The sequence below is a fragment of the Micromonospora sp. NPDC005324 genome, from assembly GCF_040607155.1.
Classification (GTDB): Bacteria; Actinomycetota; Actinomycetes; order Mycobacteriales; family Micromonosporaceae; genus Micromonospora; species Micromonospora trifolii.
Genome location: NZ_JBEXGE010000016.1, coordinates 22,341 through 34,940 on the forward strand (window position 1 = coordinate 22,341; position 12,600 = coordinate 34,940).

The following is a 12,600-nucleotide window of genomic DNA, read 5'->3' on the forward strand; positions in this document are numbered from 1 at the left end:
CGGCAGTGTCGCCGGGCCCGCCCTCGCCCTTGCGGAAGGATCTTCAAGACCGTGGCTGACGCACCGATCATCCGGATTCCCGATGAGATCAAGCCCGCCGACGGACGCTTCGGCTGCGGCCCGTCCAAGGTCCGCCCGGCGGCGGTGTCCGCTCTCGCCGAGGTCGCGACCACCTACCTCGGCACCTCGCACCGGCAGAAGACGGTCCGTGACCAGGTGGCCCGGCTGCGCTCCGGCATCGCCGAGTTCTTCTCGCTGCCCGAGGGCTACGAGGTGGTGATCGGCAACGGTGGCACCACAGCGTTCTGGGAGGTCGCCACCTTCGGCCTGATTCGCGACCGGGCCCAGTTCGCCAGCTTCGGCGAGTTCGGCGCCAAGTTCGCCAAGTCGGTCAAGGACGCCCCGTTCCTGGGTGAGCCGACAGTCCGCAAGTCCGACGCGGGCAGCGCGCCGACCCTGGTCGCCGAGTCCGGCGTGGACGCGTACGCGACGCCGCAGAACGAGACCTCCACCGGTGTGGCCGTCCCGATCAGCCGGGTGGCCGGTGCCGACGAGGGCGCGCTGCTGCTGGTCGACGCGACCTCCGGCGCGGGTGGCCTGGAGGTCAACGTCGGTGAGACCGACGTCTACTACTTCGCCCCGCAGAAGTGCTTCGGCTCCGACGGCGGTCTCTGGCTGGCCCTGATGTCCCCGGCAGCACTGGACCGGGCCGCCGAGATCAAGGCGTCCGGGCGCTACATCCCCGCCTTCCTCGACCTGGTCACCGCGATCGACAACTCGCGGCTGGAGCAGACCTACAACACCCCGGCGCTGGCCACCATCTTCCTGGCCGCCGAACAGACCGACTGGATGAACGCGCAGGGTGGCCTGTCCTGGGCGGCGAAGCGCACCGCCGAGAGCGCCGCCGCGGTCTACGGCTGGGCCGAGCGGTCCAGCGTGGCCACTCCGTTCGTCACCGACCCGGCGCTGCGCTCCAACGTGGTCGCCACCATCGACTTCGCCGACGGGGTGGACGCCACCGCGATCGCCAAGGCGCTGCGCGCCAACGGCATCGTGGACACTGAGCCCTACCGCAAGCTTGGTCGCAACCAGCTGCGGGTGGCGCTGTTCCCGGCCGTCGAGCCGGCCGATGTCGAGGCGCTCACCGCGTCCATCGACTACGTGGTCGAGCGACTCTGACGTTCGTCACGGTCGGTGTCCGTTGGAGCCTCCACGGACACCGACCGTGATCATCGCCGCAGCTCAGTCACGACATGCGGGGTGTCGCTTCCCCCACCCCGAGGCAGATGCGCGTACGGTGGTCCGAGACGCCTGGGTGGCCGACTCGTGGCGTGCGGTCAGCGAAGCGGGACGGAGGCAACGCTATGCGCCCAGTACGCTTCGTCGCCCTCTCCGAGGACGGCCAGGCCCTGGTGCTCGCCGACGAAGTGGGGCGACTTCTCGCCCTGCCGATCGACGAACGCATCGCCGGCGTGATGCACCCCGAGCCGGGTGCCCCGCCGCTCGCGGTGGCACCGACCACCGTCGATCCGATTCCCTCACTGTCTCCTCGCGACATCCAGGCCCGCATCCGCTCCGGTGAGTCCGCCGAGGATGTCGCCCGCATCGCTGGCGTGCCGGTCGACCGGGTGCTGCGCTATGCCGGCCCGGTGTTGCAGGAGCGGGCGATGCTCGCCCAGCACGCCCGTCGCACCCGCCTCAAGGGCGCGGAGAAGCCCACCCCGCTCGCCGAGGTGGTCAACGGTCGGCTGAGCCAGCACGGCATCGACACCGAGAAGATCTCCTGGGACGCCTACCGGCGCGACGACGGCACCTGGCGGATCCTCGCCACCTGGCCGTCCGGCAAGGCCACCGCGCAGGCCATCTGGGACATGGACAAGGCCCGGCAGGTGGTCACGCCGCACGACGACATGGCGCAGTACCTGTGCGCCGAGCGCCCCACGCCGATCCTCGGCCAGGAGCCGGCACCGGAGCGGGGCGGGCACGCCCTGCCTGGTCCGAAGCGCGGTGAGCCGAGTCGTGGTGGGCACGGGTTGCCGGCGGCGTCCGAGCACCCGCGTCCTGGCCGTGATCCGATCCGGGCCGGCCGTGACGCCCTGCTCGCCTCACTGGACCGCCCGCTCGGCGGCTCGTCGGGTCGCGGGCTTGAGCCGCGTACCCCGGCTGCCCTCGCCGGGTCGGACGCTCCTCGGCAACGGCCCGTCGGTGGGGGTGCCGCCGCGCTGCTCGGCGGTGGCCAGGGCTCGGCCTTCGACGATGACTCGGACGCGCCCAAGGAGGTGCCGGCCGTGCCGTCGCTGGCGGTGCTGCGGCCCCGCCGGACGGGCGCTGCGGCGGCCGCCGGCGAGTCCACCGACGCCAACGGCAAGCCACGCAAGCGGCTGCCGAGCTGGGACGACGTGCTCTTCGGCAGCGGCCCGGCCGCCCGCGAATCTTCCTGACGCTTCGCGTTGGCGGGTGACAGTGCGTCACCCGCCAACGCGAGCGTTCGGACCTCACCGAATGTCTCCGGCCTCTTCCCGATGAGGGGCGGCGACCCCGCGTACGGCCTCGGCGACGGCGCGGAAGTCCTTCTTGAGGATCGCACCGTGGTTGCTGGCGACCTTCGCCCCGATGGTGATGTGCGGGTTGCGGGCGGTCACCGCGTCGAGGCTGGCGCGGATCTGCTCCTGCTCGTCCCCGCGACTGCCGAGGGACGTTCCCGAGGCGACCACGTACCGCACCGGAACGGTGATGGCGTCCAGCACCGGGCCCAGTTCGCGCTCGCGGGAGAGTTCGCCGAGTTCGATGTTGCTGTCCGCCATCTGGTCGGCGTTCATCCGTGGGGTCAGGCCGGTCGGGCGGAGCAGCGGCATGAACAGGTTCATCCGTCGGAACATCTTGCGGATCCGCTGCGCCATGGCCTCGTCGAGCCAGTCGTGCGGGAACGCGCCGTCGACCAGGACCGCGCCCAGGGCCCGCTCCGGGTTCCGGTTGGCCCAGTGTGCCCCGACCACCGCTCCGTAGGACCAGCCCACCAGCACCGCCTGGTCCACGCCTCGGGCGGCGAGCACGGCGTCGACGTCCCGGACGGCCGCCTCGAAGGAGTAGTCGGCTGAGCGCCTCGACTTCCTGCCGCGAGCCCGCTCGTCGTAGGTGATGTGCCGGAATTCGGTGCCCAGCTCGGCGATCACCCGCCGCCAGTAGCCCTGGGTGGCGAACTGGCCATTGAGGTAGACCACGGGGATGCCGGGACCGCCGGTGTCGGTGACGGCCAGGGCCGTGTCGTCGACCGACGCCAGGCCGGTCCACGGCGAGGTGGTCGAGGGCATGCTGTTGTTCGTCATCTCGATCCGTCCTTCTCAGAGGCTGCGGGCGTTGATGTCGCCCTGCAGGGTGCTGGCGTGGATGTCGAGCTCGACGGCGCCGTCGTTCTTGAGGGCGTTGCTGACGCGGCCGTGGCCGGTCCCGGCGTCCAGGGCGGCCGAGACGCCGGCCGCCGCCGCGACCGAGATGTCGCCGGACTGGGTACGGAGGACGACTGTGCCGCGCACGGCCTCGGCGACGGTGATGTCACCCCGGGCGGTGCTGATCTCGGCGGGCCCGTTGAGCCGGCCGATCTCGACATCGCCGTCGATGGCCGTGAGGCGCACGCTCGCCGCCTCGTCGATCTTGATCTCCCGGTACGCCCCGTCGAAGGTGACGTCGCCGAGGCGGCCGACGCCCCGAAGCTCGGCGCTGGCGGCCCTGGCCTCGACACGGGAGTCGGCGGGAAACCGGACGATGACCTCCAGAGAGCCGGAGGGGCCGAAGATCTTGTTGATGGGCCGTGCGGTCGTGATTCGCAGGACGCCGTCGGCGTAGGCGACGGTGGTCTGCTCGGCGGCCCTGGTGTCGCGGCTCTTGGCGGGGTCGGCAGGGAGGACCTCGACTGTGGTGTCGGCGCGGTCGGCGGCGATGAGCTGGATGCGTCCGGCGGGGATGTCCAGGACGGCGGAGATGGGGGCGGGGGTGTCGAACGTCTGCATTGCGCTCTCCCAAGTCGGTGCTTGTTTCTGATATGGGAAACGCTACGTTGCTTTCCAGTTTCTGCAACAACTTTGTTGCAACCAAAGAGTGTTTTAGCTGTTCAGACCAACAAAGTTGTTGCAACTACTCTGAATCTAATGCAACGATCTTGCCGTCATCGTTGCATTAGTGTGTGCGTTAACGCTATGGTGGCGGAGTCTGGGGCCGCCGCCCTACGGGACCACGAGGGAGATCGCGATGCCGGGAGGCAGGCTCACCCAGCAGGAACGCCAGCAGATCGGGCTGGGGCTGGCCGACAGCCTTCCCTACGCCGAGATCGCCCGGCGCCTCGACCGTCCCACCTCGACGGTCACGCGCGAGGTGATGCGCAACGGCGGTCCCACCGGCTACCGCGCCGATCTGGCCCACCACGCGACCGAGCGCCGCGCCCGCCGGCGCAGGCCCGCCCCCTCCCGTGGGGCCGAGGCGGCCCGCCGACCGGACGGACGCGACGCCCAGGCCGTGGCCGACTACGAGGAGGCGTTCACCACCGTCCTCATGGCCTCCGGTCTGAACAAGATGGGGGCCCGAGTGTTGACCAGGCTGTTCCTCACCGACTCGGGCAGTCTCACCGCTTCCGAACTCGCCCAGCGCCTCCAGGTCAGCCCGGCGTCGATCTCCAAGGCGATCACCTTCCTGGAGAGCCAGAGCCTCGTCCGCCGCGAACGCGACGAGCGCCGCCGCGACCGCTACGTCGTCGACGACGAGCTCTTCTTCCAGGCGACGATCGCCAGTGCCCGGGCCAACGACCATCTCGTCGTGATCGCACGGCAGGGCGTCGCCCTCCTCGGCGCGCACACCCCCGCCGCCGCCCGTCTGGAGAACATCGCCCGCTTCCTCGACTTCATCAGCGAGAGCATCACCCGCGCCGCCGAACAGGCCCGCGAGGTCCTCCGCAGCAGGCCTTCGACAGCGGCCAGCCACGTGCCACCGGGTCACAGCGACCAGGCGGCTATCCGCTCGTAACGCGGTCGGCCGCCGAGTCGCACAGTGTGCTGCCGCTCAGCGGTGCCGCTGCCGAAGCCCAGCCCGGGCCGCCGGAAGGGCGAGCCCGGCGGCGTGCAGCACGCCTTCCACCCGGACCCGCTCGATCTCCTGATCGACGCCCGCCAGCTCGGCGAGGTGTTCGGCGATGCCGAGGGCGCGGCAGGCGAGGCGAAGCCGGTCGTCGTACGCCTGGAGCAGCGCGCTGTGCCAGACCATCGATCGGCCGCCGCCGCCGATCCGCTGACCGCCGAGGCGGCGCAGGTCGGCGGCGAGCTGCTCCAGCGGCCGGCGGTCAACGCGGTCGAACTCGCTGAGGTCGATGTCCCGGGTCAGCGCGTCGGCCTCGATGGCCCGGTCGAGCCGGGCGATCGTGCGCCTCTCCCGTCGGCGGTCACGCCACTCGGACCAGCCGCAGACCACCCGGTCGACGATTTCGTCGTAGCAGAAGAGCAGGGCGAATGCCGCCGGCAGAGTGGCCACGGCGAGGAACGCCAGGGCCAGCATCAGCGCGCGTCCGACTCCCACGTATCGACGCTAAGCCCCACCGTGCCACCCCGCCAGCGGTTTGGCCGCATCCGCGCAACCGGACGTGCCCGGCGCCGGCGCTAAACCTCAGCAGTCGGTGGAGGTGACGTAGAAGCGGGGCATGGGCAGCACCCGGAACCGCAGCCGGGCACCGGAGTGGCGCAGCTGCCAGGTGAGCGCGACCAGCGCGGCGGCCAGCGAGATGAGGCCACCCATCCAGATGCTGGCACCGGCGCCGTAGTGCTCCGCGACCCAGCCGATCAGCGGCGCGCCGACCGGGTTGGTGCCCAGGAACACCAGCACCCACAGGGCCATCACCCGTCCCCGGAAGGCCGCGTCGACGCCCATCTGGATCCGCTGGTTGGCGGCCTGGGCGAAGAAGACCATGCAGAAGCCGGTCGGCACCAGCAGCGCCACGACCAGCCAGTACGCCGAGGAGAGGCCGACCAGGGTGCCGAAGCTGGCGCAGGCGATCGCCGCGCCCAGCACCAGCCACACCGACGGGCGGCTACGCCGACCGGTGCCACTGAGCGCGCCGCCGAGCGCGCCGACGGCCAGCGCCGTGCTGAACAGGCCGAAGGAGGCGGCGCCGGTGTGGAAGACCGTCTTCGCCAACGCGGCGAGGGTGAGCTGGAAGTTGAACAGCGACATGCCGATCACCGACATGACCGCCATGGGCAGCAGCAGGTCGGGGCGGCGCCACACGTACCGCAGCCCGTCGACGACCCGGGCGGACGCCCGCTCGTCGCGGGGCAGCAGGGCGTCGCGGTGCAGTTCGGTCGTCCGCATCCGGACCACGTTGACCAGGGGCGCGACCGAACTGAGGGCGGTGAAGAGGAAGACCGGGCCCACGTCGAACGCGGCGATGGCCAGGCCGGCGACGGCCGGGCCGACGATCCGGGCGGAGTTGAACACGGCGGCGTTCAGCGACAACGCGTTGGGCAGCAGCGGCGTGCCGACCAGTTCGGAGACGAACGCCTGCCGGACCGGGGTCTCCACAGCGTTGGCAGTGCCGAGCAGCGCGGCGAAGGCGAAGACGTGCCAGAGCTGCACCAGGTCGGTGAGGACCAGCACCGCCATGCCGAGCGCCAGCAGGCTCCAGAAGGCGTTGGCGGCGAAGAGCAGCACCCGCTTGTCGTACCGGTCGGCGAGCCGGCCGGAGAGCAGGGTGAGCAGGAGCACCGGGGTGAACTGGCAGGCGGTCACCACGCCGAGCGCGGTCGCCGAGTTGTTGGAGAGCTCGAGGACGAGCCAGTCCTGGGCGATGAACATCATCCAGACGCCGATCAACTTGATCAGCTGCCCGGATGCGAAGAGGCGGTAGTTGCGGACCTGTAGGGACTGGAACATCGTGCTCAGCTTCGCCTGCACTCTTGGTGCGCCTCCTTGAGGACGTACGCGTCATCGACAGGTGACGGCACGAACCCGGTGGCGCGGGTACGGCTCAGGCGCGAGCGAGCTGCTGAAGAATCTCGGCGGCCCTCTGCAGGGTCTCCCGTTCGTCCTCGTCGAGGGCGGCCAGCCGGTGGGCCAGCCACTCGTCGCGGGCCCGCTCGAACTGGTCGAGCACGGCCTGCCCTCCTTCGGTCGCCGCGAGGATGACCTGCCGCCCGTCGGTCGGATGGGGTGTCCGCCGCACGAGGCCGCGGTCCTCCAACTTCCCGACGATCTTGGTCATCGTCGGCGGCTGCACCCGCTCCACATCGGCCAGCTCCCGGGGTGTCATCGTGCCCGCCAGCCGAAGGCTGGTGAGCGCGGAGACCTGGGTGACCGTGAGGTCGCCGACCGGCCGGGCCTGTCGGACCCGCCGGTTGAGTCGGGTGATCGCATCACGCAGCTGGGGAGCCAGCTGCGCCGGTGGCACGCGTTCCGCCGTCACCGTCCGCTCCGTCACAGTAGTTAGCTTAACTAATGAGCATGGCTAACGACATCCGTTATGACCAGGCTCACGAGGGGATTCAGATGGTACGGGCGGGGAATCCTGATCGACTCCCCGCCCGGATATGCCTCAGAGCACCAGGGACTCGATGGGCCCACGCAGGAAGTACAGCACGAAGAGCACGGCCACCCCGTACAGCAACGGGTGGACCTCCCGGGCCTTACCCCGCGCCAGCTTGACCACCACGAAGGTGATCAGGCCAGCGCCGATCCCGTTGGAGATCGAGTAGGTGAACGGCATCAGCACGATGGTGAGGAACGCCGGAATGGCGATCTCGTAGTCGGACCAGTCGATCGTCCGCACCGCTGTCATCATCAGGAAGCCGACCACCACCAGCGCCGTCGACGCCGCCTCGAACGGCACGACCACGACCAGCGGCGCCAGGAACATCGCGAGCAGGAAGAGCGCGCCGGTGACCAGGTTGGCCGCGCCGGTCCGGGCGCCCTCCGCGACACCGGCGGCGCTCTCGATGTACGACGTGTTGCTGGAGGTGCTGGCCGCACCACCGGCCGCCGCGGCGATCGAGTCGACCAGCAGGATCTCCTTGGCCTTCGGCGGGGTGCCCTGCTCGTCGAGCAGGCCGCCCTCCTGGCCGACCGCGACCATCGTGCCCATGGTGTCGAAGAAGTCCGTGATCAACAGCGTGAAGATGAACATCAGCACGACCAGCCAACCGGCCCGGCCCCACGAGTCGAGCACGTTGAACTTGCCGAGCAGCGACAGGTCCGGCAGGTCGACCACCGACTTCGGCAGCTCCGGAACGTTCAGCGACCAGCCCTTCGGGTTGGGCTGACCGTTGACGAACGACGGGCCGATGTTGCCGACGGCCTCCACGATCACCGCGAGCACCGTCGAGGCGAGGATGCCGATCAGGATCGCGCCCTTCACCCGACGGACCACCAGCACGAGCGTGATCAGCAGGCCCACCACGAAGACCAGCATCGGCCAGCTCACCAGCTTGCCGCCGATGCCCAGGCCGACCGGAACCGTGGTGTTGGCATCATCCGGGATGCGTCGGACGAAGCCGGCGTCCACCAGGCCGATGATGGTCAGGAACAGACCGATGCCGACCCCGATCGCGCTCTTCATCTGGGTCGGCACCGAGCGGAACACAGCAGTCCGCAGACCGGTCAGCACCAGCACCGCGATGATCAGACCCTCGATCACCACCAGGCCCATCGCGTCGGCCCAGGTCATCTCGGGGGCGATCTCGTACGCCACCAGCGCGTTGACACCCAGACCGGCGGCGAGCGCCAGCGGGAATCGGCCGACCACACCCATCAGGATGGTCATCAGGCCGGCGACCAGCGCGGTCGCGGCAGCCAGCGCGGGAATCGGGAGGCTCTTGCCGTCACCGTCGACGGCACCGCCCAGGATCAGTGGGTTGAGCACCACGATGTACGCCATCGTGAAGAAGGTCGCCAGGCCACCGCGTACCTCACGGCTCAACGTCGAGCCACGGGCGGAGATCTCGAAGTAACGGTCGAAACCGTTACGCGGATGAGCGGGGTTGGGAGGTGTGCCGTTCTCGGGCGGCGCTACGGCCATCAGGTCCTCGCAGGTGATCTTCCAGTTGTCGCGCGCATCGTCCCAGATCGTCGGTGGGCAGGGGAAGTAGATCCCGTACGCTTGCCGAATGCCGAACGAGCAGCCACCGCGGCCCGCACCGCTGGATCCGCCGATGGTGCCGTTCGCCCTCGCCGGGTTGATCGCGTGGGCGGTCGCCGGGCTGGTCCTGCTGATCTTCTTCCGGGGCTGGCTGACCGACCACGGTCACCAGAACTGGCTCTGGACCTGCCTCGCCGGTTTCCTGTGGGGTTTCCCGGGCCTCGCCGTGATGATGCGGCACGACGCCAACCGACGCCGCCGCCGCGCGAGGTGAGCCGGCCGCCGCGCCGGGGCGCTCCGGCGCGGACGATCAGGAGTGCCCGTACGGCTCCGCCGGCTCAGCCGCCTCCACCGAGCCCGGGGCCCGGCTGACCGACATGGCCTCCACCGCGCTGTCGTCGTACACAGTGGGTAGCTCGTCGACAGCGGTCTCGACCGCCTCGATCAACGTCTCGGAGTGGGCGCCGCAACCGTGGTCGGCGCTCACCACCCGGCCGTCGTCGGGGGCGTAGAAGTTGCCGCACGCCCCGAATGCCTGCCGCATCGCACCGGCCAGCGGCAGGTAGAAGCCGCAGGTGCCGCAGCGGGCGGCGGTGGGCGCGGCGGACGAGATGGCCGCGGCGGGGCCGTGGTCACCTTCGTACCAGCGCTGCGCCGTGTCGATGCGGCCCTCCCGGGAGAGCACGCGGGCGCGCCCGAGGCCCAGCTCCCATGCCGTCTCCTCGACCGCCGGGTCGTCCGAGAGCAGGTAACCGGGGACCAGTCGATCGTCGTCGGGCGAGGTCGGGAGCAGGTCACCCGGGCCCAGGTCGCCCGGCTTGAGCCGCTCCTGCCAGGGCAGCCAGCCGGGCGCGAGCAGCGCGTCCGGGCCGGGCAGCAGGACCGTCTCGCAGATGGTCACCGTCTTGCTGCGCGGCACCCGGGTGACGGTGACCGCCCAGCGCCAGCCGTTGTAGCCGGCGAGGCGACATTCGAAGTAGTGGGTGACCAGTCGATCACCTTCGGCAACGACCTGCAGGTGGTCGCCGACATCGTCGGCGTCCACCTCGGTGATGCCGGCGCGGGCCACCTCGACGGCGGCGGCGCAGACCTGGTCGAGACGGGCGGCACGGGTGGAGACGGGCCTGGTCACCTCACCATTGTTCCCCATGCGCCTCGCAGGGGTGACAGGGACTCCCGGGGAACCTTTCCCAGCGGTGGTGCGGCGTACCCGGATCAGATGGGCGAGGATGGTGCACATGCCGTCGTACTCCCGCTCCGGGCGATCCGTCCTCGGGCGGACCGTCGGCACCGGCATTCGCGCCATTCGTCTGCTGCTGCGTGGTTCGGTGGGCAGCGGCCGATGGGTGACCCGCCGGGCCGGTCGGGCCCGCGCCCGGGGTGCCGGCGGCGAGGTCGGCATGGTTCGCCTGTTCGACCTGCACGCGCTGTCCTGTGCCGGTGACACTCTGATCGCCATCGGTCTGGCCGGCACGATTTTCTTCAACGTGCCGCTCGGCGAGGCCCGCAGCAAGGTCGCGCTCTACCTGCTGGTGACCATGGTGCCGTTCGCGATGCTCGCCCCGGTGGTGGGCCCGCTGCTGGATCACTTCCGGCACGGCCGGCGGTACGCCCTGGCCGCGACGATGCTCGGCCGCGCCTTCCTGGCCTGGTTGATCTCCGACTACATCCACGGCTTCGGGCTCTATCCGGCCGCGTTCGGGGTGCTCGCGCTCTCCCGGGCGTACGGCGTGGCCCGCTCCGCGGCGGTGCCCCGGTTGCTGCCGGAGGGCCTCGGCCTGTCCCAGGTGGGTGCTCGGGCCAGCGTCTACGGCACGGTCGCGGGCGCGCTGGTGGCGCCGATCGGGTTGGCCGCGTTCTGGTTCGGGCCGCAGTGGCCGCTCCGGGTCGCGTCGGTGATCTTCCTGGTCGGCATGGTGATCTCGCTGCGGCTGCCACCGAAGGCCGACTCGGAGCCACCGGAGCGGGTCCCCCGGCCACTGCGCGCGCTGGGCCGCCGCCGCGGCGACCGGCCGCTGGGCCGGGGCCGACCGTCCGGCCGGCTGGTGATCGCCACCCTGATCGGCGCGGCGACGCTCCGCGCGCTCTACGGCTTCCTGCTGCTCTTCCTCGCCTTCGCCATCAAGAAGGGCGACCTGACCACAGTGGTGTTCGGCCGGGAACTGGGCGCCGAGTGGGCGTTGGGCGTTGTCGGCGGCGCGCTCGCGGTCGGCACCTTCCTGGCCACCGCCATCGGCACCCGACTGCGCATCCACCGGCCGACCGCCATCCAGTCCAGCAGCATGATCATCGTGGCCGGGGTGGCGGTGCTCGCCGTCATCCAGTTCTCGCTGCTGATGGTCGCCCTACTCTGCCTGGTCGCCGCGCTGGCCAGCGGGATAGCGAAGCTGGCGGTGGACGCCTCGATCCAGGAGCGCATCCCGGAACGGCTGCGGGCCAGTTCCTTCGCCCACTCCGAGACGGCGCTGATGCTCGCCTTCGTCGCCGGTGGCGGGCTCGGGCTGGTGCCGTTCGATGGTCGAATGGGCATCGCCGTGGCCGCCGGGGTCGGCGTCCTGGCCGCGATCCGGGGTGTGCTGGCCGCCGCCCGGCTGCACGGCGAGAAGCTGGCCGGCCGACCGCTCGGTGACGACGAGTTGACCGAGGACGAGCCGGCGGACGAGCCCGGCGACCCCACGCCCACCTCACCGGCACCGGCCCAGACCTCTTCACCGCAGTACGACGACCCGAGCCTCGCCCCGCCGGGCTACCACATCTACCGTCCGTCGTCGGCCGTCGGCGGCCCGGGTGGCGGAGCCGACGACGACACCCGCCGCGAGTCACCCGGCTCACTCTCGTGACCGGTCTGCTGGTGGTGACGGCGGTTCCCGCCGAGGCGGACGCGGTCCGCGCCGGGCTGACCGACCCCAGCGTGACAGTCACCCCGATCGGTGTGGGCCCGGCCCTCGCCGGTGCCGCCACCGCCCGGCTGCTGGCGCTGGCAGAGGCCGCCGGCCGCCCGTACCGTGCGGTGGTCAGCGCCGGTGTGGCCGGCGGCTTCACCGGGCGGGCCGAGGTCGGCGACACGGTGCTCGGCACCGCCAGCATCGCCGCCGACCTGGGCGCCGAGTCGCCCGGCGGCTTCATCCCGGTCGACGAGCTGGGCATGCCGCCCGCACTGCTCGGTGCCGGCAGCAGGGTGCCGGCGGACCCGGGCCTGCTGGCGGCACTACGAGCCGCCCTCCCGACGGCCACGGCCGGCCCGGTGCTCACGGTCAGCACCGTCACCGGCACCACGGTCAGCACCGACGAGCTGCGCCGGAGGCATCCGGAAGCGGTCGCCGAGGCCATGGAGGGGTACGGCGTGGCGGTCGCCGCGGCGCAGGCCGGGGTGCCCTTCGCCGAACTACGCACCATCTCCAACCCGATCGGCCCCCGCGACCGGAACGCCTGGCGGCTGCGCGAAGCCCTGGCCGCCCTGACCGCGGCAGCCCCGGCACTGCGGTAACCATGCC

Annotated in this window: 13 protein-coding genes; 6 read left to right on the top strand and 7 right to left on the bottom strand. The window is 71.1% G+C overall.

The annotated features are described in order from the left end of the window. Positions 1 to 51: 51 nt before the first annotated feature. Both serC and sepH read left to right on the top strand, forming a co-directional pair. A complete protein-coding gene (serC, locus tag ABZS40_RS18075; RefSeq protein ID WP_354944358.1) occupies positions 52 to 1,179 on the top strand; it encodes a phosphoserine transaminase in 1,128 nt (375 codons plus the stop codon). Positions 1,180 to 1,364: 185 nt separating this feature from the next. Beyond that, entirely contained in the window at positions 1,365 to 2,441 is a 1,077-nt protein-coding gene (gene sepH, locus ABZS40_RS18080) for a septation protein SepH (RefSeq protein WP_354944359.1), read from the top strand. Positions 2,442 to 2,495: 54 nt separating this feature from the next. On the opposite strand, the gene ABZS40_RS18085 is transcribed toward sepH, so the two are convergent. Both ABZS40_RS18085 and ABZS40_RS18090 read right to left on the bottom strand, forming a co-directional pair. Then, positions 2,496 to 3,326 carry an alpha/beta hydrolase gene (locus tag ABZS40_RS18085; RefSeq protein WP_354944360.1) on the bottom strand — a complete coding sequence of 277 codons (831 nt, stop codon included), beginning with the start codon at positions 3,324 to 3,326 and terminating at the stop codon, positions 2,496 to 2,498. A gap of 15 nt (positions 3,327 to 3,341) precedes the next feature. After that, the gene (locus ABZS40_RS18090) at positions 3,342 to 4,007 is read right to left on the bottom strand and encodes a DUF4097 family beta strand repeat-containing protein (RefSeq protein WP_354944361.1); all 666 of its coding nucleotides are present in this window, start codon (positions 4,005 to 4,007) and stop codon (positions 3,342 to 3,344) included. A 238-nt stretch (positions 4,008 to 4,245) separates the two neighbouring features. Here ABZS40_RS18090 and ABZS40_RS18095 point away from each other — a divergent pair, with 238 nt between their 5' ends. After that, entirely contained in the window at positions 4,246 to 5,013 is a 768-nt protein-coding gene (locus ABZS40_RS18095) for a helix-turn-helix domain-containing protein (RefSeq protein WP_354944362.1), read from the top strand. Positions 5,014 to 5,049: 36 nt separating this feature from the next. On the opposite strand, the gene ABZS40_RS18100 is transcribed toward ABZS40_RS18095, so the two are convergent. The 4 genes from ABZS40_RS18100 to ABZS40_RS18115 form a co-directional block, all read right to left on the bottom strand. Continuing rightward, entirely contained in the window at positions 5,050 to 5,559 is a 510-nt protein-coding gene (locus ABZS40_RS18100) for a hypothetical protein (RefSeq protein WP_354944363.1), read from the bottom strand. Positions 5,560 to 5,646: 87 nt separating this feature from the next. Then, complete coding sequence (locus ABZS40_RS18105) at positions 5,647 to 6,930, bottom strand: MFS transporter (RefSeq protein ID WP_354944364.1); 1,284 nt, start codon at positions 6,928 to 6,930, stop codon at positions 5,647 to 5,649. A gap of 73 nt (positions 6,931 to 7,003) precedes the next feature. After that, positions 7,004 to 7,453 (bottom strand): MarR family transcriptional regulator, encoded by a 450-nt coding sequence (locus ABZS40_RS18110; protein WP_196928637.1) that lies wholly within the window; start codon positions 7,451 to 7,453, stop codon positions 7,004 to 7,006. 114 nt (positions 7,454 to 7,567) lie between these two features. After that, positions 7,568 to 9,046 carry an NCS2 family permease gene (locus ABZS40_RS18115; protein ID WP_354944365.1) on the bottom strand — a complete coding sequence of 493 codons (1,479 nt, stop codon included), beginning with the start codon at positions 9,044 to 9,046 and terminating at the stop codon, positions 7,568 to 7,570. A gap of 88 nt (positions 9,047 to 9,134) precedes the next feature. On the opposite strand from ABZS40_RS18115, the gene ABZS40_RS18120 reads away from it, so the two are divergent. Next, positions 9,135 to 9,380 carry a DUF2530 domain-containing protein gene (locus ABZS40_RS18120; RefSeq protein WP_091395273.1) on the top strand — a complete coding sequence of 82 codons (246 nt, stop codon included), beginning with the start codon at positions 9,135 to 9,137 and terminating at the stop codon, positions 9,378 to 9,380. Positions 9,381 to 9,416: 36 nt separating this feature from the next. Here ABZS40_RS18120 and ABZS40_RS18125 read toward each other — a convergent pair whose 3' ends face one another. After that, positions 9,417 to 10,256 (bottom strand): DUF3027 domain-containing protein, encoded by an 840-nt coding sequence (locus ABZS40_RS18125; protein WP_354944366.1) that lies wholly within the window; start codon positions 10,254 to 10,256, stop codon positions 9,417 to 9,419. A gap of 88 nt (positions 10,257 to 10,344) precedes the next feature. On the opposite strand from ABZS40_RS18125, the gene ABZS40_RS18130 reads away from it, so the two are divergent. Continuing rightward, on the top strand, positions 10,345 to 11,946 hold the full coding sequence (locus tag ABZS40_RS18130; RefSeq protein ID WP_354944367.1) for an MFS transporter: 1,602 nt from the start codon (positions 10,345 to 10,347) through the stop codon (positions 11,944 to 11,946). After that, on the top strand, positions 11,943 to 12,593 hold the full coding sequence (locus tag ABZS40_RS18135; protein ID WP_354944368.1) for a futalosine hydrolase: 651 nt from the start codon (positions 11,943 to 11,945) through the stop codon (positions 12,591 to 12,593). The genes ABZS40_RS18130 and ABZS40_RS18135 overlap by 4 nt, the downstream gene beginning before the upstream one ends. Positions 12,594 to 12,600 lie beyond the last annotated feature (7 nt).